19 protein-coding genes are annotated in these 22,399 nt (G+C 60.2%); 16 read left to right on the forward strand and 3 right to left on the reverse strand.

Translation table 11 applies throughout. The annotated features are described in order from the left end of the window. The first annotated feature begins 158 nt into the window (after nt 1–158). The 8 genes from HV773_RS01150 (at nt 159) to HV773_RS01185 (ending at nt 8,692) form a co-directional block, all read left to right on the forward strand. Complete coding sequence (locus HV773_RS01150; RefSeq protein ID WP_175194116.1) at nt 159–1,301, forward strand: hypothetical protein; 1,143 nt, start codon at nt 159–161, stop codon at nt 1,299–1,301. Between the two features lie 42 nt (nt 1,302–1,343). Next, on the forward strand, nt 1,344–2,150 hold the full coding sequence (locus tag HV773_RS01155) for an IS5 family transposase (protein ID WP_175194118.1): 807 nt from the start codon (nt 1,344–1,346) through the stop codon (nt 2,148–2,150). 362 nt (nt 2,151–2,512) lie between these two features. After that, the gene (locus HV773_RS01160) at nt 2,513–3,937 is read left to right on the forward strand and encodes a UbiA family prenyltransferase (RefSeq protein ID WP_175194121.1); all 1,425 of its coding nucleotides are present in this window, start codon (nt 2,513–2,515) and stop codon (nt 3,935–3,937) included. Between the two features lie 3 nt (nt 3,938–3,940). After that, nucleotides 3,941–5,257, forward strand: a complete 1,317-nt coding sequence (locus tag HV773_RS01165) for an FAD-binding oxidoreductase (RefSeq protein ID WP_175194122.1) — start codon at nt 3,941–3,943, stop codon at nt 5,255–5,257. Beyond that, nucleotides 5,254–5,994: an SDR family oxidoreductase gene (locus tag HV773_RS01170; RefSeq protein WP_175194124.1), complete on the forward strand. Its 741-nt coding sequence runs from the start codon at nt 5,254–5,256 to the stop codon at nt 5,992–5,994. Before HV773_RS01165 ends, HV773_RS01170 begins: the two co-directional genes overlap by 4 nt. Nucleotides 5,995–6,041: 47 nt before the next feature. Further along, a complete protein-coding gene (locus HV773_RS01175; protein WP_175194164.1) occupies nt 6,042–6,980 on the forward strand; it encodes an NAD-dependent epimerase/dehydratase family protein in 939 nt (312 codons plus the stop codon). 6 nt (nt 6,981–6,986) lie between these two features. Continuing rightward, nucleotides 6,987–8,270 (forward strand): NAD(P)/FAD-dependent oxidoreductase, encoded by a 1,284-nt coding sequence (locus tag HV773_RS01180; RefSeq protein WP_175194126.1) that lies wholly within the window; start codon nt 6,987–6,989, stop codon nt 8,268–8,270. Next, nucleotides 8,267–8,692: a GtrA family protein gene (locus tag HV773_RS01185; protein WP_175194128.1), complete on the forward strand. Its 426-nt coding sequence runs from the start codon at nt 8,267–8,269 to the stop codon at nt 8,690–8,692. Before HV773_RS01180 ends, HV773_RS01185 begins: the two co-directional genes overlap by 4 nt. 68 nt (nt 8,693–8,760) lie before the next feature. Here HV773_RS01185 and HV773_RS01190 read toward each other — a convergent pair whose 3' ends face one another. After that, nucleotides 8,761–10,398, reverse strand: coding sequence for a hypothetical protein (locus tag HV773_RS01190; protein WP_175194130.1), 1,638 nt, complete (start codon nt 10,396–10,398; stop codon nt 8,761–8,763). A gap of 589 nt (nt 10,399–10,987) precedes the next feature. Between HV773_RS01190 and HV773_RS36740 the strand changes: the two genes are divergently transcribed. From HV773_RS36740 to HV773_RS01220, 6 genes are all read left to right on the forward strand, one after another. Further along, nucleotides 10,988–11,731, forward strand: coding sequence for an acyltransferase (locus tag HV773_RS36740; RefSeq protein WP_175194132.1), 744 nt, complete (start codon nt 10,988–10,990; stop codon nt 11,729–11,731). Between the two features lie 307 nt (nt 11,732–12,038). Beyond that, nucleotides 12,039–12,407, forward strand: coding sequence for a CidA/LrgA family protein (locus tag HV773_RS01200; RefSeq protein ID WP_175194133.1), 369 nt, complete (start codon nt 12,039–12,041; stop codon nt 12,405–12,407). Continuing rightward, nucleotides 12,407–13,150, forward strand: a complete 744-nt coding sequence (locus tag HV773_RS01205; RefSeq protein ID WP_175194167.1) for an LrgB family protein — start codon at nt 12,407–12,409, stop codon at nt 13,148–13,150. Before HV773_RS01200 ends, HV773_RS01205 begins: the two co-directional genes overlap by 1 nt. A gap of 228 nt (nt 13,151–13,378) precedes the next feature. Continuing rightward, the gene (locus HV773_RS01210) at nt 13,379–14,392 is read left to right on the forward strand and encodes a VirK/YbjX family protein (protein WP_175194134.1); all 1,014 of its coding nucleotides are present in this window, start codon (nt 13,379–13,381) and stop codon (nt 14,390–14,392) included. A 1,127-nt stretch (nt 14,393–15,519) separates the two neighbouring features. Further along, complete coding sequence (locus tag HV773_RS01215; protein ID WP_175194136.1) at nt 15,520–16,275, forward strand: SDR family NAD(P)-dependent oxidoreductase; 756 nt, start codon at nt 15,520–15,522, stop codon at nt 16,273–16,275. Nucleotides 16,276–16,357: 82 nt separating this feature from the next. Next, the gene (locus HV773_RS01220) at nt 16,358–17,134 is read left to right on the forward strand and encodes a glucose 1-dehydrogenase (RefSeq protein WP_175194138.1); all 777 of its coding nucleotides are present in this window, start codon (nt 16,358–16,360) and stop codon (nt 17,132–17,134) included. 118 nt (nt 17,135–17,252) lie between these two features. Here HV773_RS01220 and HV773_RS01225 read toward each other — a convergent pair whose 3' ends face one another. Beyond that, complete coding sequence (locus HV773_RS01225) at nt 17,253–18,092, reverse strand: glycosyltransferase (RefSeq protein WP_175194140.1); 840 nt, start codon at nt 18,090–18,092, stop codon at nt 17,253–17,255. Continuing rightward, nucleotides 18,089–19,351, reverse strand: a complete 1,263-nt coding sequence (locus HV773_RS01230) for an oligosaccharide flippase family protein (RefSeq protein ID WP_129561402.1) — start codon at nt 19,349–19,351, stop codon at nt 18,089–18,091. The genes HV773_RS01225 and HV773_RS01230 overlap by 4 nt, the downstream gene beginning before the upstream one ends. A gap of 321 nt (nt 19,352–19,672) precedes the next feature. On the opposite strand from HV773_RS01230, the gene HV773_RS01235 reads away from it, so the two are divergent. Together HV773_RS01235 and waaC are read left to right on the forward strand one after the other, a co-directional pair. Further along, entirely contained in the window at nt 19,673–21,067 is a 1,395-nt protein-coding gene (locus tag HV773_RS01235; protein ID WP_129561403.1) for a phosphomannomutase/phosphoglucomutase, read from the forward strand. Nucleotides 21,068–21,311: 244 nt separating this feature from the next. Then, nucleotides 21,312–22,313, forward strand: coding sequence for a lipopolysaccharide heptosyltransferase I (gene waaC / locus HV773_RS01240; RefSeq protein ID WP_175194142.1), 1,002 nt, complete (start codon nt 21,312–21,314; stop codon nt 22,311–22,313). Nucleotides 22,314–22,399 lie beyond the last annotated feature (86 nt).

Raw genomic sequence — 22,399 nt, forward strand, 5'->3', positions numbered from 1 at the left:
GATTGGTGGTGAGGTGGCGCAACCGCCTTGCGATTCAGATTGGCGAGATTTGCAGGAAAACAACAATCGATCCCCGGTCTGCCCCAAAGCGTATTAACGATCATTTTCTCCGAGATGCGAGGTTGCGATATCGTTTGTTATGCGAATCGTGAAAACTAATGAAGAAGATAATTATCCATATCGGTAGTGAAAAATGTGGCTCGACTTCTCTGCAAAATTTTTTTTTCGAGAACGAACTGGCATTGGTGCAACATGGATTTTCGTACTTCTGCGATCCGGAAAAGAGCTATTTCTATGTTAGCCGGGATGGGCATCAGAAGGGGCATTTTCCGGTCGTAGCAAGCCTTTGCGCGCAAAAGCCTGATTATCTGATTGAAGACAAGGTCGCCTCATATGCCAAAGTGTTGGGTGATCTGATTGCGGACGCTCGGATTAGTGACAAACACATTATTTTATCCGCTGAACACTTTTCGTCGCGTCTGCGTGCACTTGAGTCGCTTGAGATATTACGCGACGCATTGAACGATTTCGACGTCAAAATAGTACTTTACGTTAGGCCTCAGCATGAAATGCTGGTGTCCTCATATAACGCAGGGGTTCGCGCGGGTCGTCGGAGTTCGTTCGGATTCGATGAGGGGATTAAATTTGATCCGTACTTTAACTATTATGAGCTTGTCAAACCTTGGGCAGACGTCTTTGGGCGAGAGAGGATTGTGATTAGGGACTGGTTGCAGTTGAAGTACGGAGACGTCAGAAAGGACTTTGTGTTATCCGTCCTGAACCTCGAGTCGACGCACGGGTTTGTTTTCGGCAAGAACAACAACAAGAGCCTGAATGTTCCTCACCTGGAAGCGATCAGACTGATGAATCACCACTTGCCGATGTTCGATGAATGCAAAAGTGGCGAAGAGTGGGACCGGACTTCTGCTGCCCGGCGGATCGTATCCGACGTTGAAGGACTTTCTGGTCCTGCTTTGGCCGAAATTATGTCGGATCAACAGCTTATTGATCTCTGGGAACTCTTTCGGGAAAGCAATGCCCTTCTTGAAGACGAGTATATGACACGTGGTGCGTTGGCTGGATGGCAGCCTTTGGGGCGTGTTCGGAGCGCGAATGAAGATCGTCCGGACCGCGCCGACATGGCAATTATTGCCGCCCAACTCGCAAAATTGTGCGCCCAGTTTGAATACGACGTCTACATTGCAAGACAGGAACTCAATTCTGTCTACGGTAGTGCATCGTGGCGCGCGACAGCGGTTCTCCGGCACGTCAATCGGGCACTACAGCGCCTCTTCGGCTAGAGCGTGTTAGGAACTTCGAGTCGAACCTGGTATCCTGGTGGAATGAAACCACGCAAGCCTTACCTGACGGATGTTTCCGACGAAGAATGGAGCTTCGCCGCGCCCTACCTGACGTTGATGAGCCGGGACGCTCCGCAGCGCAAATACGAATTGCGCGAGATGTTCAATGCGTTGCGCTGGATCATTCGCGCGGGCGCGCCCTGGCGCCTGCTGCCCAATGACTTCCCACCGTGGGAACTGGTCTACCAGCAGACGCAGTGCAGGATTCAGGCGGGTTGTTTCGAGGCTATGGTGAGCGATTTGCGCTCGGTTATCCGCGTCGCGCAGGGCCGAAAGGGGCAGCCCAGCGCAGTCATTCTCGATGGGCGCACGTTGCAGTCGACCTGCGAGAGTGGACCTCGCGCCGGTTACGACGGCTATAAACGCAAACGCGGCAGCAAGGTCCACATGGCGGTAGATACATTGGGGCAGTTGCTTGCAGTGCATATTACTCCCGCCAACGAGCAGGAGCGTGCACAGGTTGGCGAGCTTGCGCGTCAGGTACAGGAGGCCACAGGCCAGACGGTCAAGGTAGCGTTTGCCGACCAGGGCTATACGGGTGAGGAGCCCGCGCAGGCAGCGCTGGATGAAGGAATCGAGCTTGAGGTAATCAAGCTCCTGGAGGCGAAAAAGGGTTTTGTACTGTTGCCGCACCGCTGGGTGGTGGAGCGTAGCTTCGGCTGGCTGAACCGCTTTCGTCGACTCGCGCGAGATTACGAGCGCTTGCCGGAGACACTCGCTGGAATCCACTTTGTAGTCTTCTCCGTTCTGATGCTCGTTCATTTCGCAAACCTAACGCTAAGTTCCTAACACGCTCTAGTGTCTCTTCTTGGCGATCCCATAGGCTTGGGCATCTTTGTTGGCGCGCAAAGCGGTGAAAATCAGAGTGGTAAAATACTTCGAATTTTTATGAAAAGCCGGTGGCATCCGGTGCCGGGACGTGCTCCCCGGCAATATGCCCCAATTTTTGGCCGTTGTTTGATTTGGCGACTTCACCTATTCCAAAGTAGTGCGTGAAATCGCCAGATCAAGTAAAAGCGGCGTCGCCCGGTGGTACAACCAGGGACAGCCATTTGGGCTGTCCCTGGTTGTCGGTTGTGCATCAGAGCGGGTCCATGGTGCTAGACACCGGAATCAATTACCCATTGCCCTCTGGCCATCTGAAGCCCTCTATGTGCAGCAGACCACTGGTTGTTGACCTCGACGGCACGTTGATCCGATCGGATGTGTTAGTCGAATCTGGATTTCTCTATCTCAAGTCTGCGCCGCTGCGGTTTTACCGGCCGCTCATGTGGCTCGCGCGTGGCGGTAAGCCTGCGCTCAAAGCGGGGCTGGCCGAGAGCACCGATGTCGACGTCAGCGTCCTGCCCTACGATCCGCAGATACTTGACTGGCTCAAAGATGAGCGCAAGGCTGGGCGCCCGCTTATTCTCGCGACCGCGAGCCATGAGCGCTACGCGCAGGCTATCGCCGACCACCTTGGCTTCTTTGACCGGATCTTCGCGACTACGGACGGGGTCAATCTCTCCGCGTATCGCAAGCGCGACAAGCTCGTGGCCGAGTTCGGCGAGAAGAACTTCGATTATGTCGGCAATTCGCACGACGACATCGCCGTGTGGAAAGCCGCAGCACGAGCCTACGTCGTCAATCCATCAAGCGGCGTCGAACGCGCCGCTCGCAAAATCGGCAATGTCGAGCGCGTCATCGAGTCGCGAGCGCCGACGCTGAAAATTTGGTCGAAGTCGTTGCGTCTGCACCAGTGGCTGAAGAACCTGCTGATCTTCCTTCCCCTCCTCGCCGCGCATAAGCTCGACTATCCGGATCTCATCGCCGCAGCGTTGCTTGCATTCCTCGCTTTCGGGCTCTGCGCGTCGAGCGTGTACCTGCTCAACGACCTGCTCGATCTCGAAGACGACCGGCACCATCCAACCAAGCGCATGCGCCCGCTCGCATCCGGCGCGCTGCCGCTCACGTGGGGGATAGGGCTCTTTCCTGTCTTACTTGTGGGCGCCTTCGTGCTCACCGCACTCTTCCTCCCCTGGCGATTCGCCGCGGTCCTGGTGGGCTACTACGTGCTCACGCTCGCGTACTCCATGTACCTCAAGCGGCAAGTGATGGTGGATGTCGTCGTGCTTGCGATGCTGTACACGATTCGCATTGTTGCAGGTACCGCGGCCATTGGCGCGCACCTCACTTTCTGGCTGCTCGCTTTCTCGATGTTCATATTCCTGAGCCTCGCGCTTGTGAAGCGCTACGCAGAGTTGCACTCGATGAAAGCACGCGGGCTCGTCAAGACGCGCGGGCGCGGCTACGTATCGAGCGATCTGCCGCTCATCTCGTCGCTGGGCACGGCGGCGGGCTACCTCTCGGTGCTCGTGCTCGCGCTCTATATTCAGGACGGCAACACGGCCAAGCTCTACCGGCATGCGCAGGCCATCTGGCTCGCATGTCCGCTGCTGCTTTACTGGATCAGCCGCACCTGGATCGTCGCGCACCGGGGCCTCATGCACGACGACCCGATCGTGTTCGCCGCGCGCGACCGCGTAAGCATCGCTGTCGTAGCCCTCTGCTGTCTGGTGTTCTGGGCGGCGACCTGACCAATGAGTACGGTGCTATCCTGGGGGCGGTATCCCGCCCAACCGCAACAAGCACACGCGCTAGCGTGGCGCGACTGCGCCATGGCGACCTGGCGCGAAGCGATAGAGACGCACGGCAACACGCTTGCGTTTGGCAACGGCCGCAGCTACGGAGACAGTTGCCTCGCGGCCTCGAACCACGTGTTACGGACCCTACCGCTGGACCGCCTGATTGCAGCCGACTGGACGACCGGTGTGCTGCGCGCGGAACCCGGCGTCACGCTCGAACAGATCCTCGAAGTCGCAATCCCTCGCGGCTGGATGCTGCCAGTCACGCCCGGCACCAAATACGCGACGCTCGGCGGCGCAATCGCCAACGACGTTCACGGCAAGAATCATCATGTCCGCGGCACCTTCGGCTGCCATGTGCGCCGCTTCGGCCTCGCACGCAGTGACGGCAGCCTGATCGAATGCGCACCGGACGCACATCCGGAACTCTACGCCGCCACGATTGGCGGTCTGGGGCTCACGGGCCTGATCCTTTGGGCGGAAATCCAGCTAATGCCGATCCGTTCCAGCCTGATCGACCAGACGACCATCCGCTTCAATAACCTCGACGAGTTCTTCGGGCTCTCGGAACGCCTCGATCCGCTGCACGAATACAGTGTGGCATGGGTGGACTGCCAGAGTCGGGGGGCGACGCTCGGGCGCGGCATTTTCATGGTCGGCGACCACGCCACGGATGGGCCGCTCGAAGTCGACCGGCGCAAGAAGCGCACCGTACCGATGACGCTGCCCGTCCCCATCTTCAATCCGCTGACCCTGCGCGCTTTCAACGGCTTGTACTATCACCGCCAGCGTAGCGGCGAGAAACGCTCGAAAGTTAGCTACGATGCTTACTTTTATCCGCTCGACAGCCTACTCGAGTGGAATCGCATTTACGGGCGCAAAGGCTTCCAGCAGTACCAGTGCGTGGTGCCGCCGGAGGCCGCGCGCGACTCTATCCGGGCCATTCTCGACGCAATCGCGACAAGCGGCACGGGCTCGTTTCTCGCCGTGCTCAAGCGTTGCGGCGACATCCGCTCGCCGGGGCTTCTGTCGTTCCCGCGAGAAGGCACGTCGCTCGCGCTCGACTTCCCGCAGCGCGACGCGCAAAATGCACGGCTTTTTGCGCGACTCGACGCGATCGTGAGCGAAGCGCACGGCCGGATGTATCCGGCGAAGGACGCGCATATGTCCGGCACCGATTTTCGGGCCGCCTATCCGCAATGGCAGCAACTGGAGAACCTGCGAGATCCCGCAATGCTTTCGCGGTTCTGGGAACGAACGACTCGAACATGAAGAATATCCTCATCGTGGGCGCGACCTCGGCCATCGCCACGGCCTGCGCCCGCCGCTGGGCCGCGCAAGGCGCGCGCCTTTTCCTCGTCGCCCGTAACGGCGAACGGCTGCAGCAAGTCGCCGATGACCTCACCGCGCGTGGAGCCAAACTCGCGGCGTGCTATCAACTCGACGTCAACGAAGTCGAGCAGCACACGGCCATGCTGGCGCGTTGCCAGGCCGAACTGGGCGCGCTCGATATCGTGCTGATCGCGCCTGGCACGCTGCCCGACCAGGCGCAATGCCAGGCCGACGCAGCGGTTGCGATACGCGAATTCAACACTAACGTCACGTCGATCATTGGCCTGCTCACGCCCATCGCAAATCTGATCGAGGCACAGCGACGTGGTACGATCGCCGTCATTTCGTCCGTAGCGGGCGATCGCGGCCGGCCGTCGAACTATCTCTACGGCAGCGCGAAGGCCGCGCTTTCCGCCTTCTGCGAGGGTCTGAACGCACGTCTCTTCAAAGCCGGCGCACATGTCGTCACGATCAAGCCCGGCTTCGTCGCCACACCGATGACCGAAGGTCTGCCGCTTCCCGGCCCGCTCGTTGCGACCCCAGACAAGGTGGCGGGCGACATCACGCGCGCCATTGAAAAGAACAAGGACGTTGTCTATACGCCGTGGTTCTGGTCGCTGATCATGCTGATCATCCGGTCTGTGCCGAAATTCGCGTTCAAGCGGGCGTCGCTCTAAGCACGACCGCGGCTATTCACGAAGCGCATCCATTTATTCGCCAACGCATGAATCAGACTCGCATTCTTCTTCCCGGCGGTGCCGGCCTGGTCGGACAGAATCTGGTCGCCCGGCTCAAGGCACGTGGCTACACTAACCTTGTCGTGCTCGACAAGCACAAGGCCAACCTTGACGTCCTGCGCCAGGTCCATCCCGACATCACGGCGATCTACGCCGACTTGGCCGAACCGGGCGAGTGGGCGAAGCATTTCGAAGGCGCCGACGTCGTGGTCATGCTGCAGGCGCAGATTGGTGCGCCCACTCGCGACCCTTTTGTGCGCAATAACATCGTTGCCACGCGCCACGTGCTCGACGTCATCAAGCAGTACCGCATCCCGCACACCGTCCACATCAGCTCGTCGGTGGTGAACTCCGTCGCCGGTGACTGGTACACGCAAACCAAACGCGAACAGGAAGAGATTGTCCTGGCCTCGGGCATCGAATGCGTCGTGCTGCGCCCGACACTCATGTTCGGCTGGTTTGACCGCAAGCACCTCGGCTGGCTGTCGCGCTTCATGCATCGTGTACCCGTGTTCCCGATTCCAGGCAGCGGCAAGTACATGCGACAGCCGCTTTACGTTGGCGACTTCTGCAACGTCATCATCAGCAGCCTAGAGTCGCGCATCAAGGGGCAGGCATTCAATATCAGCGGGCTCGAGCGCGTCGACTATATCGACATCATTCGCCAGATCAAGCGCGCAACGCGCGCGCCCTGCGCAATCGTGCGGATTCCTTACGGCCTGTTCTATGTGTTGCTGAAGATCTACGCCGTGTTCGACAAGAACCCACCGTTTACTGCAGACCAACTCAAGGCCCTGACCGCCGGCGACGAGTTCGAGGTGATCGACTGGGAAGGCATCTTCGGCATTCGCGCCACGCCGTTCGCCAAAGCAATGGACGAAACGTTCAACGATCCCACCTATAGCCACATCGCCCTGGAGTTCTGAAGACAGATGAGCGAAGAACGCATTGCCGTGCTTGGCGCGGGACCCATGGGTCTTGGCGCCGCCTACCAGCTGGTCAAGGACGGCCGCAAGCCCGTCATCTTCGAGGCCGATGACCGCGTGGGCGGCATGGCCGCCTGTTTCGATTTCGGCGGCCTGTCAATCGAACGCTACTACCATTTCCACGCGATTTCGGACCACGCCTTCTTCGAAGTGCTGCGCGAGCTCGGCATCGAAGACAAAATGAAGTGGTGCGAAACGAAGATGGGCTATTTCTACCAGGACCAGGTGCAGTCTTGGGGCAACCCCGTCGCGTTGCTCAAGTTCAAGGGACTGAGCTTCGCCGCCAAGTTCCGCTACGGCCTGCATGCGTTCCTTTCGACGAAGCGCAACGACTGGAAGCCACTCGATCATGTCGAGGCCACGGGCTGGATTCGCCGCTGGATTGGCGAAGAGGCGTGGGAGGTGCTGTGGCGGCGTCTCTTCGACTACAAGTTCTACGACTACGCAGACAACCTGTCGGCGGCGTGGATCTGGAGCCGCATCCGCCGTATCGGGCGCTCGCGCTATGACCTCTTCCGCGAAAAGCTGGGTTATCTCGAAGGCGGCTCAGACACGCTCCTGAACGGCATGCGCAGCTATATCGAAGCGCACGGCGGCGAGTTCCGCCTCGGCACGCCCGCGCAGAAAGTCGTGATCGAAGGCGGCAAGGTGAAAGGCATCGAGGCAGGCGGTGAGTTCCACGCATTCGACAAGGTGATCAGCACGATTCCGCTGCCTTATGTACCGCGCGTTATACCCGATCTGCCGGCCAACATTATCGAGGCGTACAGCAGCAAGAAAAACGTCGCGGTGGTGTGCGTGATCGCGAAGCTCAAGAAGCGCGTGACCGAGAACTTCTGGCTGAACACCAACGACCCGGAAATGGATATTCCGGGCATCGTCGAATACACGAATCTTCGTCCGCTCGACGATCACATCGTTTATGTGCCGTTCTATGTGCCCGGCGAGCATCCGAAGTATCAAGAGCCAGATTCGGCATTCATCGACAAAGTGAAGCGCTATCTCATGAAGATCAATCCAGCGCTCAAGCCGGACGATTTCATCGACGTGCGCGCCAGCCGCTATCGCTTCGCACAACCGATTTGCGAACCGGGCTATCTCGATCGCCTGCCGCCGATTCAACTGGCGGTGCAAGGGTTGCTCGTGGCGGACACCTCGTACTACTACCCTGAGGACCGCGGCATTTCAGAGAGTATCGGGCTCTCGCGCAAGATGGCGAGGATGGTATGACGCGAGCTCACGCGCTCGTCAGGAGTGGCTTCGTTTCGAAGAACTTCCTGATGTTTCTGCTGACAGGCGGCTTCGCTGCGGCCGTGAACTGGGGTAGCCGCATTCTCTACAACTTGTGGATACCGTACTCGGCGGCCATTGTTGTGGCATACATCACCGGAATGATCACGGCATTCGTGCTTGCGAAGATGTTCGTATTCACGGAAAGCAAGCAGTCGACGCATCGTTCCGCGTTTTTCTTCACGCTCGTCAATCTCGTGGCCGTGGTGCAGACATGGGCGGTGAGCGTCGGGCTCGCTTATTACGTGTTTCCCAAGATGGGCATGATTTGGCACGACCGCGATATCGCGCACCTTGTCGGGGTTGTCGTGCCAGTTTCCACCAGCTATATCGGGCACAAGAGGTTCAGCTTCGGGCATTGATCCATCAGTCGATGGAGCAGTGCAACTGATGGATTGGCAAGCCCCGATGTTTAGATGCTCGGGGTCTTCTAATATGCTTTTGCCAGCGGGCAGAACTTCCCGTCGGTATAGGCGTAGGCACTGAGTGGACCAGCGATCTTTTTCGCAAAACCTGTCCAGCCGCTGTCCTGTCGCGCACCCTTAACCGATTTCGCCACATCAGAACGTCGTGCGCCGGTCACGCCATAGCCAACAGTGTTGTTGTCAGAATCAACCAGTACGATGAGCGTTGACGCATTCGTTTCGCGATTCGGCGCGGCCCAGCCATGCGCGACGAGTCCAACGGCGTCGGGCGTTGACGATTCGAGAAAGCCGGAGCACAAGGACGCGTCAATTCGCTTGCTATCGAATTTTATGACGCCTGCGTCGTGGAGCCAGCCACGGCCGTATGGGCCGATGCCAGCGCTGGCTGCGAAAGTCGCGTTTTCGAGGAATCTGTCATGATCCTGTCGCGAAAAAAGCAGGGCGTCGTAATCAGGATGGTCCAAACCGATTTTCTGTCCCAGCACCGCGAGTTTTGGCGGATATCTATAGTCAGTATTGCCCAGGGCGCGAAGCTGAAATGATGCGATGGAGCTTAACAGGATTAGCGAAAAGAAAGCGACGATATTCTGATTTGCGCGCGTCGGCAAGACATCGAGCAGAAGAAGGAAAATCGCCACATAACCCGGTAGCACTGGCGTAACATATCTGCTGGATGCTGCATAAAGTAGCCCAAACATCCAGCGACTATTCGTTGCACCGGCGGCGGAGATAATCGTCATTCCAAACACCGCTGCCAGGAATGAGCGGTACGGCGACATTTGATTTTTGAGGGCAATAACGCCGATCGTCACTGATCCTATTGCAAGAAAGGCAAATCCAAGTACACCGCATACCCAAAGGCGTTGGGTCGTTTCGTAAATAATATTGCCTAGGAATATTGCGAAGAACTTGACGCGTATCAGATGTACGTGTGTGGCTTCGAGAGCAACTGGCAACTGAGGCTTCGAAAAGTGATGAAAGTACAACGCGGCGGTTGCAGCCCCGAGTACCATCAAAAGCGCCGATTCTCGCCATGGTCGACGCTGCAGCAAGCTTTGGGCCACCATGACACCAAATGCCGCGATGCCGTTTCCCATGCTCAGCGTGGCTAGAATGGCGAAGGCAACGCAAATAAACAGACGGTATTTATGATTGCCTGGACGCGAGTAATTCGCGAATGCAATAAATGAAAAAAGATAAACGGCAAATACCTGCGTTTGGAATCCCCATAACAGATTTGAATATTGGCACCAAAGAAAAAGGTATCCAAAAATTAACCCGGCTATCAGTTGTTTTGAATAGGAATTCGTTCTCTCGAATCGGTATTTATGCCAAAATACAAAGCCAATAGCTGCGATGAGAGCATAGTTCATCGCAACGGTAAAAATGCTCATACCCTGGAATATTGTGATATCCAGCCAAAACAGGACCCGGGAAAATACAATCCGGTGCTCCATGTGTTGTGTCCAAAAGGCGCGATAGTCACCGTCTAGTAACTTTCGATAGAACCCTATTTCTCCGTCCCATTGATCTGCGAAAGGAATGGGCGAGAAATGATGATACCCGCCGTACACCGAGGTTGCGACAACGAATACGGCGATTAATGCTGCCCACGTGCAAAAAATGCGATTTATCGTGTTCATGTGTGCCAAATGGCTGAAAGGACGGACATGATATATGAACTCGGTGTGGGTGAGTTGCTGGGAGTGTCGCTCCTGAAGCGCCGTGAGTTCGCGCGGTCGTGTGCGGCGCGCACTGCCGTCAATCGGTCGGACTACGGTCAGCAGCGGTCCCGGATTCAGGGGGCACGCTGAAATTGTTCGCTTGAATTGATGAGCTTCGGGGAAGTGGGGCTATATGATTTGCGCGAGGAAAGTACAGGCATTACTGCAGGCAGCTCAGATCGATAGCGCGTGTGATGAGTTCGTCAGCGCCGCATCCAATGTATTAGCGTCGGCGCAAAATCTGGTATCGGAGCGGCACTCAGTGATACGGCTCCATGGCATGCCGTCAAGTAAGTTTGCCTGGCTACACAGTCTTCTGCCTGGGGGCTCAAGCGTTCCAGCGTGCCAACACTAGCATTTGATGCTTTCTGGGATTCTCACGAGGTTCAACATTGTTGTTGCGCAATGGAGCCGAAAGCCCAAGGCAATCCAAGTGTAGCGCAACCGGGTCGGCAATCAGACTGAACTCGTCCAATGGTAAGATCTTGTAACGCACAGGAAGAAAGCGATGAAATCGATCCAGGTAGAGAACCACGGGGCGCGAAACGAGATTTCGCGCCATGATGACGCAATTTTGGACAATGTTCACGTTATTTTCAAGGGAAATGATAACCGGATCATTTTTGAACGTGTCTGTCTTAACAACGTGGTCATCGAAATTCACGGCAGCGATAACGAATATCAGTTCGTCGAAGATTGCTGCGTTTGCAACTTTCGGATTCAATCGCGAGCCAACAACGGCGCGGAACGAACGGTAGACAGAACGCGTCTCCTTGTTGGGCGCGCGGTCCAGATTTCTGAGGGTTCCGCGATGTTTGGGGCAGACGACACTTGCATCGAGATCCATCATGCAACGACGGTCGTTAAGGCAAACTTCTTCGCAGTAGAGCGCGAAACAAGTATCGTTGTCGGGGAGCGCTGCTTATTTTCGTGGAACATTGACCTGCGTACGAGCGACTGGCATTCCGTGTTCGATATGGAATCTGGACAGCGCATCAATCCTCCCAAATCTGTTGTGCTAGGTCCCCGCGTCTGGATTGGCTCGGACGTCAGGATTTTAAAGGGCGTTACCATTGGCGAAGGCAGTGTGGTCGGTGTTGGGTCCATCGTCACAAAAGATGTACCTGCGAACTGCGCTGCAGCAGGCAATCCAGCACGCGTCATACGGCACAACGTACGATGGAACCATGACTCTTGGGTGAAGGGGGCTGATGCGGAAGTGGTTGAGCTTACCGCCGATCCCTCTGTCTGATGATCTGGTCTACCTCGCGATGGCTTGTGTCGTGTGTGCTCATTTATCGAGTTCGCGACTCCTGAATTTCTGAGCATGGATCACGCACTCAGCTTGGGGATTTCCGGAGAGGTATGCACTGTGCCTCAACGCTTGAGCTACTTACGAGTGATTGTCTCCCTTAACGCGTTGTCCGCGAAATGAGTTCCTCTCCACAATCTCCACACTGTTAATCCGCTACCCTCAAGGCATTCCGCTCATCGGTTCCTGCCGCGCAGGGTAGGAGCGCAGCCGCAACGTGCCTCGGGTCTTGCGCACCTGTGCGTCCATGCTCCGTTCCCTAGCCGCTCTCCTGATCTTCCAGTGTCTCGGCGAGAGCGTTTCCTACGTCTTCTCGCTGCCCGTTCCCGGTCCTGTGATCGGCATGTTGCTGCTGTTCGCGTTCGCGATGTTCCGGCCTAATGCGGCCGAAGCGATCGAGCCCACTGCGCTTGAATTGCTGCGCCATCTTTCGCTGCTCTTCATTCCCGCGGGTGTGGGCATCATGGTCTCCGCGCAGGCCGTGCGCGGCGAGGCGATTGCCGTGATTGCGAGCCTCGTCGTGAGCACGACGCTTGGCATCGCTGTCACCGCGCTCGTCACGCGTGCGCTGTTGCGGAGTCAGGGTGGCCGCGCAAACGCAGGGGAGGGCGCATGATGAATTCGCACCTGCCGTTCGCGAAGCTCGACGCCATCTGGGTCTATCTCGCCGCCTCGCCGCTGCTCGGCCTCACGGTCACGCTCGTCGCGTACCTGATCGCGCTGAACATCTACGCGCGCGCGAAGCACAACCCGCTCGCCAACCCGGTGCTGATCGCGGTGGCGATCGTTGTCGCCGCGCTGAAGATCACCGATACGCCGTATCGCACCTATTTCGAAGGCGCGCAGTTTGTCCACTTCCTGCTCGGACCCGCAACGGTCGCGCTCGCGCTACCGCTGTACCGGCAATGGGACAAGCTCAAGCGGGGTGCGCTGCCGCTTCTTGGCGGGCTGATGGCCGGTTCGCTTACCGCGATTATTTCGGCGGTCGGCATCGCCAAGCTGTTTGGCGCTTCGCATCAAACGCTTGCGTCGCTTGCGCCGAAGTCGGTCACGACGCCCATCGCCATGGCCGTCGCCGAGAAGGTGGGCGGCATCCCCTCGCTGACCGCGGTGCTCGTGATCTCGACGGGCGTGTTCGGCGCCGTGAGCGCGCGCTGGATCCTCGATGCCGTGCGGGTGCGCGAGCCCGAGGTGCGCGGTTTTGCGATTGGCGTGGCGTCGCACGGCATCGGCACTGCGCGGGCGTTTCAGGTCAGCGAGGAGATGGGCGCGTTCTCGGGTCTCGGCATGGGGCTGAACGGTGTGTTCACGGCGTTCGTCGTGCCTGTTCTGCTGCCGGTAATTCTGCGGTGGTTGTAGGGCATTTGCGATGTTCCGGCAGGTAGGGGGCGTCCAACGGGACGCCTCGTAATATTTGATTACATTGGGAAATATCGTGTAATAATGCGAGGCCAACGCGTTTTCGGACGAGCGTTCGCTTAGCTTTCTAAATGACAGGTGCGTGATGCCAATGTGAAAGGTAATTGTCGAATATTAGCAAGACGTCCTGTGAAATTGATAAGGACTGCATTGCATTTGAGTATGGGGATGGAAAACAGGTCGTGGCTTACGATGTCGATTTCTAAAATTTACCAACTGCTTTCCAGGTCTATTCCTGGGCGAACACCCAATGACCTCTTCCGGCGGGGCCGCGTGCTGATGTATGCACTGCTCAATCCGGCTGCAGCCCGAATCTGGTTGAAGGCTCTAACGACGAACCCGCTGCTTGCCGATATGGCTGTCCGCAACCGGCGCTTTCTCGAACGTCCCTTTCATTGCTTTGCCCAAGCTGATATGCCTGCATATCAGCGTGCCGAGTTGCTGGGCGGTCATTTTCGAGTTGTCCGGGAGCTGTTTGGCGAAGGCATTGTTCGCAGGCTCTATCTGAATTCGGAATACGTGACGTTGGCATCGAGTGGACGGTATGCACTCGTTGTAAGCGAGCCAGTGCGTTGTTGGCGAGAAGGACTGCTTACTGTCGCCTGGCGCGACGCGTTGGAGAATGTCGATCTTGCGTGGGCGACCATCAGCTTCGAAAGGCATGCCGAATCCGGCAAACGAGGTGTGCTGATCGGAGGCCTGCAAGGGCCGGCCGGTGCAGACCGGGAGCGGGTGCGCGAAGCGACACGCGCATGCCATGGCTTGCGACCGAAAGCCGCTGTGATGGAAGCCATTGGCGAATTTTGCAGGTTGGCACGGGTGAACATACTCACCGGAGTGACAAAGCAGACGCATGTTTCCGCCGCAACGGACGTTCAGTTCAGTGCGGACTATGACGGCTTCTGGCGTGAACTCGGCGGGGTTGAAGTCGATGGGCGCTTCGTGCTGCCGCTTTGTCCGTATCACCGCGACGTCAGCGAGGTTCCGTCAAAGCGGCGCGCTGAATTTCGCAGGCGGCAGACACTGATTGCGGATTTGCTGGAGCAGATCGACCGGGCGGTCCACGAGGGTCTGACTGCGGATGTAATGTCGCCTCAACCGAGTCGTGCAAAGGCCGACGACCATCTGCCGGAATTTGCTGTCGCTCTGGCAGCAAATTATGGTGATCCGGAGCCTGCCTGACAGCCGTGTCATGGCGCCACGAACAGCACGATGTTCTGGTAATCAGATCGCAGGCGAGTGGTACGTCCAGGACTTCCACAGCCGATCACTTTCATGAGCCTTCGACCGCAGGTCGAAGGCTGAACTACCGGGAAAACTCGCCCGGAGTTAAATCGCTAAGCGCCACGTAAGGCCGGGTCTCAATGTCGTCCCGCCGCGAGCCTCGCCGATCTGCGGTACATTTCGATGAAGAGCGTCTCAAGCAGGCCACGCTCGCCCTGGACGCGTGTCCTGTGTCGTGCCTCTCCTCACTATCGGGGGGGGGCGATGTGCGCGCAGACAGGCACTCCTTAATCATCTGATGAAACCCCAGTCCGCTGCATTGTTGGCAAGTCGCGCGCCCGCGAATCGAAGTCGGCGGTTGCCCTTGAGAGCGGGATGCGCACCCGTTTAGCTTCCGTGAACCAACGTATCCATCCTCCATTGCCACCCCCATGGCCCTTTCCGCCAAGTCGCGATGTCACGGGGCGCACCTTTGGCGATCTTGTCGCACTTCAATATCGCGGCGCTGGCGTGTGGCTTTGGCGATGTCGCTGTGGCGACCATGTGACTGCCGGGCTGGATGCGGTGGAAGGCGGCCGAACGCGGGATTGCGGCTGTCGTGAGCAGCGTCGTGTATGGCGGTCCCGACCAGGCTCCCCTGCGCTGCGGGGCGGCGAGGTGTTCGGCCAGTTGACGACCGAGCGGTACGCCGGCGATGGTTTGTGGGTTTGCCGGTGCGACTGCGGAGGTGAAGTCGCAGTGAGTGCCGGACGCCTGCGATTAGGCCAGGCGCGTTCGTGCGGCCGCTGTTCTGGCACTTCAATCGACTGAGCGGCCCAGCCCGCGCGATCGGGGCGTGGCATAAGGCAATCTGCCGCCTTCGGTGCAACTCCGGTCCGGTACATCGTCCGATTGGACGATGGGCTTGCGCATCGGCGCCTGTACCGTAGCGCTCAAGCATCCGGAATTGAAAAAGCGAGTACGTACGGCGCGAAGAAAGTGAGCGTCGACAAGTTCGCGAAAGCCATGCCGGTGAATCCGCGCCCACTCGATATCGCGTAAGCACGTCGTTGCCCGGGCCAGCTGTTTTCGAACAGGAAGGATGAATGGGACTGCTTAATAATAAGGTCGCGCTGGTCACCGGCGCGGGGCAGGGCGTCGGTCAAGGCGTGGCGTTCGCGTTGGCCCGCGAAGGCGCGAAGATTGCCGTGGTCGGCCGCACATTGGACAAGCTGCTCGCGTCCTGCGAAACCATTCGTCATCGGGGCGGCGTGGCCGAACCGTTCGTCTGCGACGTGATGGACGGCGCACAGATTTCGCGCTGTGTGGAGGCGGTCGTGGCGCGCCTCGGTGGCGTGCAGATTCTGGTCAATAACGCGCAAGTCGTACCGCTGGGGCGCTTGCTCGACGTGAGCGACGAAGCCTTTGTGGCGGGCTTCGATTCGGGGCCGCTCGCGACCTTGCGCATGATGCGGGCTTGCTATCCCTGGCTAAAGGGCGACGGCGTGATCGTGAATTTCGCGTCGTCCGCGGCGGTGCGTTGGGACGCTTCCGGTTATGGCGCGTATGCGGCGACCAAGGAGGCGATACGTTCGTTGACGCGCGCGGCGGCCTGCGAATGGGGTGTGGACGGGATCCGCGTGAACGCGGTGGCGCCGCATGCCTTGTCGCCGGGCCTGCAGGGATGGGTGGACACGCATCCGCAAGAGGCCGCCGAGTTCTTCAAGACGATTCCGCTCCGACGCATCGGCGACTGCGAGCGCGATATCGGGCGGGCGGTCGTGCTGCTCGCGAGCGCGGACGCCGGCTATCTGACCGGCGCGACGCTGCCGCTCGATGGCGGCCAGGCTTTTTGGGGTTGACGGCGTGCGCTTGCTGGCGGCGTGGCCTGGGTGAACAGCAGGTGGCGGCTTGCGCCACGTTATTGAAGGAGGAATGCGCGAAATGGCTCGACTGGCTGGAAAAATTGCCATTGTGACTGGAGGCGCGCGCGGTATGGGCGCCGCGACTTGCCGGTTGTTCGTGGACGAAGGCGCGCGCGTCGTGATTGCGGACGTGCTTGAAGAGGAAGGGCAGGCATTGGCCCGCGAACTGGGCGACGCGGCGCGCTTCATACGTCTTGACGTGACGGACGAGGCAAATTGGGAGCGTGTAGCGGCGTTCACGGTCGAAGTATTCGGACGTGTCGACGTGCTAGTGAACAACGCCGCAGTGTTGAAGTTCGCTGGTATCACGGAGTGGTCGAAGCAGGATTTCGAGCGCATTCTGTCGATCAATCTGGTGGGCACGTTCGTCGGTATCCGTACGATCGCGCCGCTCATGAAGGCGCAAGGCGCGGGTTCGATCGTGAATATTTCGTCGGTGGACGGGCTGCGCGGCGTCAACGCGCTAGCGGGCTACGTGGCGAGCAAATGGGGCGTGCGCGGGCTCACCAAGGTCGCTGCTCTAGAACTCGGGCATCAAGGCGTGCGTGTCAATTCGGTTCATCCGGGAGGCGTGAATACGGCCATGACTAACCCGACGGGGGCGCCGTTAGACGAGATCAACAAGCATTACACGAACGTGCCGCTACAACGTGTCGGGCTTCCGGAAGAGGTTGCGCGCGCAACGCTATTTCTCGCGAGCGACGAGGCGTCGTACTGCAACGGCACGGAGCTAGCAGTCGACGGCGGCATGGTTGCCGGCGCGTATTACCCGGGCCTGCCTGGCGCTCCGGCCTGATCGACCGCGGGGCATGCGCCGGCGTCACGATTGGGCGCTGGCGTGGTCATGAAATACGTCGCGCGAGCGCTGTGCGTTGGACGAATTCCGGCCACAGACGCATCGCGCGGCGTCCTTCTCACGTTCCCCGCGCGAACAACGCCCGCTTCATCCGCTGCAACGCGCCATACGGCGTCACGAAGTGCAGCAGACTCTTCCCGATCCCCGCCCAGTCACGCCAGTTCAGCACGTTCAGATACCGCGCCTGCAAACGCAGCGTGGAGGTAATCTGCCGCCGCCGCTTCGTCGCGCTGATGCCGCCTTCATTGAGCTCGTAGTAAAGCCCGAGTTCAGGCAGATTCGCGCAGTCATAACGCTCCATCAGACGCAAGAACAGATCGAGATCCTCAGCCGCCGGATACTGCACGCGATAATTTCCCACTGCCAACACCGCGTCAATTCTTAGCATCACTGAAGGATGCACGAGCGGCGAGCGCAGCATGCGCGTGCGGCGCAGCGTGCGCGCGTCGGCGGCGGGGCGCAGCATGAAGAGCGGTGCGCCGGCGCGGTTCACCACTTGCGTCCACGTGCCGAGCGCGGCGAGCCGCGGCTCCGCTTCCATTCGCGCGCGCTGCTTCGCAAGGCGCTGTGGCGCGGCGAGGTCGCCCGAATCGATGCGCGCCGCGTAGCGAAATCCACGTGCCGCAAGCGCTTGCACACCCGCTTCGAGCGCCCGCTCGATCCCGCCGTTTTGCGCCATGCGCAGCATCTCGATCCGCATGCCCGGCACGCTGGGCGTGACGATCGGCGGCGTGCTGCCGTCGTCGACGATGAGCGCGTAGACCGGCGCATCTTCCTCGAACGAGGCGAGCGTGCGCTCGACGTCGGCCTGACCATTGAAGGCGGGCATCAGCACGGCCACGTCGGCGAGTGCGCCGATGCGTGCGTCGGCGGGCGCGGCAGCGGGGAAGTTCGTCATGAGGCCAATTTGAAGCGGATGTAATAGAAGTTCACGCAGGCCGCCGCAAGATAGCCGCACGCGAGCCCTACCAGCGCGCCGTAGGCGCCGAGGCGCGGGATCGCCACGAGGTTCACGGCGAATGCCACCGCGAGCGCGAGCAGCCATTTGGCGAGCAGCACGAACTTCGCCTGATATTTGAGCACGACGAGATTGCCGATCGCCTCGATCCCGGCTGGCAGAGAAAGCCACACGGCCCAGCGGAAAATGCCGATCGCCTCCGCATAATCCGGTCCGAACACATGGCCGATGATGAAGCCCGCGAGCGCGTCGAGCACGATTGCGCCCGCAACCATCAGCGCGGCCGTCATGGCGAAGAGGCGCACGAGGTTGCGGCGCAGTTGCGCGGTCTGCTGCACGCGATAGACGAAGGCGGGCGCGATCGTCTGCGAGAGCATGAGCGCGAGCGTGATCCAGTTTTCGTTGAGCTGCTGCGCGGCCGAGTAGCGGCCGAGGTCGGCGAACGAGATGGTGCGCTCGAGCATGAGCCGGTCGAGCTTCAGGAACAGGTACATGCAGATGAGCCCGAGCCAGAACACGGTGCCCGCGGTCGCGAAATGCTTGAGGAGTGCGCGGTCCACGTGCCAGCCGAGCTTGCCACCGTGCTGGCGCCGGTAGTAGAGCATGAGCGCCGCGCCGATGGCCGCCGATTCGAGCGCCCAGAGCCAGCCGAAGCTGGCGGGCGCGAAGGCCGCGCGCGCGAGCAGGAACACGAGCAGCGCCTTGACCACGGCGGTGCTCATGCTCGCGAGCAACTGCGGCTTGCTGTACGTCATGCTCTGCAGCCACGCGTTGATCACGCCGACGAACGGCTCGCGAAACAGCATGGTGACGGCGAGCCCGGCGAGCATTGCGCCCACGAGCGGATCGGTCACACCCAGCGCGATGCCGCCCCAGGTGACGAGCAGCGCAGCCGCCGAGACGCCGATGCGCAGCGCGAAGGCGCTCCCAAGCACCGTGCCCAGTTCCTCGCGAGGTTTGTTCACGATGGTCGGCACGAGAATTTCGGCGCCGCAGACCCAGGTGATGGGCGCGAGCACGAGCAGCAGCGTGTTGGCGTACTGCCACTTGCCGAACACGTCCGGCCCGAAATAGCGCGCGAGCACGCCGCTGATGACGATGGCCACGGCGATCTGCGTGACGCGCTCGAGGCCGAGCCACACGATGTTGGCGACCGCGCGCATGACGTCGGGGTTCGCGTAGCGTTTGAAGCTCAGCATCGTGGGGAAGCACCTGTGGCGCGGTAGGCGCGCTGCACGCCCGGGCATGGGGCCGGGTCCGCCGGGGCCAGCGTGGCTTTTGTCGTCTGGAGGAAACAGCGAGGCATTAAAATAGGTGCGTAACCAGCGAGTAGCCGCAGCGGGTAGCCGATGCGTAGCGAATAAGTGACCAACGAGTAACCAACGAGTGACCAACGGCCGACGCCGGAAAACCGCAATTATAGTTGTAACGATTCCGACTTTTCGTAACCCTGGTCTCGCCAACTAGGTGAACCGTGTTACGAATACACCCCGACTTTCTATCGCACTGTGAGCCTCACCATGATTTCTCAATCGATTTTCAAGGCCTATGACATTCGCGGCGTTATCGGCAAGACGCTCGACACCGATACCGCACGCGCGATCGGTCAGGCGTTCGGCAGCGAAGTCCGTGCGCAGGGCGGCGACGCGGTCGTGATTGCACGCGATGGCCGTCTTTCGGGGCCTGATCTCTCGGCGGCGCTTGCCGATGGCCTGCGCGCCGCGGGCGTGGACGTCGTCAACGTGGGCATGGTGCCCACCCCGGTCGGCTATTTCGCGGCCAGCGTGCCGCTCAAGCTCGCTTCGGGCGAGCGCAGCATCGACTCGTGCATCGTGGTCACGGGCAGCCACAATCCGCCCGACTACAACGGCTTCAAGATGGTCCTGCGCGGCAAGGCCATCTACGGCGAGCAGATCCAGGCGCTGTATCAGCGCATCGTCGACAAGCGTTTTGAGTCGGGCTCGGGCACCTATGCCGACTACGACATCGCCGATGAATACATCGCGCGCATCGTGGGCGACGTGAAGCTCGCGCGCCCGATGAAGATCGTCGTGGATACCGGCAACGGCGTGGCCGGCGCGCTCGCGCCGCGCCTGTTCAAGGCGCTCGGCTGCGAACTGGTCGAGCTCTTTACGGAAGTCGACGGTACCTTCCCGAATCACCATCCGGACCCGGCGCACCCCGAGAACCTTCAGGACGTGATTCGCGCGCTCAAGGAAACCGATGCCGAAGTGGGCTTCGCGTTCGACGGCGACGGCGACCGCCTCGGCGTAGTCACGAAGGACGGCGAGATCATCTATCCGGATCGCCAGCTCATGCTGTTCGCCGAGGAAGTGCTCTCGCGCAATCCGGGCAAGCAGATCATTTACGACGTGAAGTGCACGCGCAATCTCGCGAAGTGGGTGAAGGCGAAGGGCGGCGAGCCGCTCATGTGGAAGACGGGCCACTCGCTCGTGAAGGCGAAGCTGCGCGAAACCGGCGCGCCGCTGGCGGGCGAAATGAGCGGCCACGTGTTCTTCAAGGACCGCTGGTACGGTTTCGACGACGGCCTGTACACGGGCGCGCGCCTGCTCGAGATCCTGACGCGCGTGGCTGACCCGAGCAAGCTGCTCAATGACCTGCCGAATTCGCACTCGACGCCGGAGCTGCAGCTCAAGCTCGAAGAGGGCGAGAACTTCGCGCTGATCGCGAAGCTCCAGCAAAACGCGAAGTTCACGGGCGCCGACGACGTCATCACGATCGACGGCCTGCGCGTGGAATATCCGGATGGCTTCGGCCTCGCGCGCTCGTCGAATACCACGCCGGTCGTGGTCATGCGTTTCGAAGCCGACAACGATGTGGCGCTCGCACGCATCCAGGCCGATTTCAAGCGCGTGATTCTGGCTGAAAAGCCGGATGCGAAGCTGCCGTTCTAAAGCTTCGGCACTTCGCTGACGTTTGATCTCTTTAACGTCCGCCTGATTCTGCGCTGACGCGCAAATTCAGAGCCCAAGCGGCGCCGCGCGGTACTCCCGCGCGGCGCCGCGTTGTTTTCGGCACGGGCTGTCAGGGTGCGGACTCCCGCGCCCATATCCGCACTTTCTTCGCGCTTTTTCGCTTAACTTCGTGCGGCGCGCTAAAATTGCGGACCTTTTATTAACCTGTCCGTCTATTTCTGCCTTGAGCGTGCAAAAGATCCTCATCGTGCGCGTGTCGTCGCTTGGCGACGTCGTCCACAATATGCCCGCCATCGCCGATATCCGGCGGCGGTATCCCCACGCGCAAATCGACTGGCTCGTCGAAGAAAGCTTCCAGTCGCTCGTCGAGCTCGTGCACGGCGTGCGCCGCGCGATTCCGTTTTCGCTGCGCCGCTGGCGCAAGGGGCTCTTCTCGGCGGCCAACTGGCGCGAGATCGGCGCGTTCCGCCGCGCGCTCGCGGCCGAGAAGTACGACCTCGTGATCGACTGCCAGGGGCTCATCAAGACCGCCTGGGTGGCGAGCTGGGCGCGCGGGCCGCTCGTCGGCCTCGGCAATCGCACCGACGGCGCGGGCTACGAATGGCCGGTGCGCCTGTTCTACAAGCGCTCCATCCGCATCGAGCCGCGCACGCACGTAGTCGAGCGCACGCGCCAACTGGTTGCGGGCGCACTGGAGCTGCCGCCGCCGCAGCCCACCGACGACATCGATTTCGGACTGGACACCTACCGCGCGGCGCAGGCGCTCGCGGCGGTCGGCCTGAATCTGCCGGTGCCCTATGTGGTGTTCGTGCACGCGACCTCGCGCGCCGACAAGCAGTGGCCCGATTCGCACTGGATCGAGCTGGGCCAGGCGCTTGTGCGCCGCGGCGCGTCGATCGTGCTGCCGTGGGGCAGCGAGGCCGAGCGCGCGACGAGCGAGCGCCTCGCGCGCGAGTTCGGCGAGGCGGCCATCGTGCCGCCCAGGCTCTCGCTGCCGGCCGTGGTCGGCTTGATCGACGGCGCGGCGGCCACCGTGGGCGTGGACACCGGCCTCGTGCATATTGCGGCGGCGCTCAAGCGCCCGACGGTCGAGTTGTACAATTTCGCGACCGCCTGGCGCACCGGCGGCTATTGGTCGCCGAAGGTCGTCAATCTCGGCACGGCGGGGCAGCCGCCCACGCTCGCGCAGGTGAAGGGCACGCTGGCGGGCTTCGGTCTGCTCTGATCAGGCCGCGGCGCCTGAAGTCACATTAGGTCACATTAGGTCACGTTAAGTCGCATCAGGTCGCATTAAGGCACGTCAAGGCGCGC

The organism is Paraburkholderia caffeinitolerans, assembly GCF_902859945.1.
Taxonomy (GTDB): Bacteria; Pseudomonadota; Gammaproteobacteria; order Burkholderiales; family Burkholderiaceae; genus Paraburkholderia; species Paraburkholderia caffeinitolerans.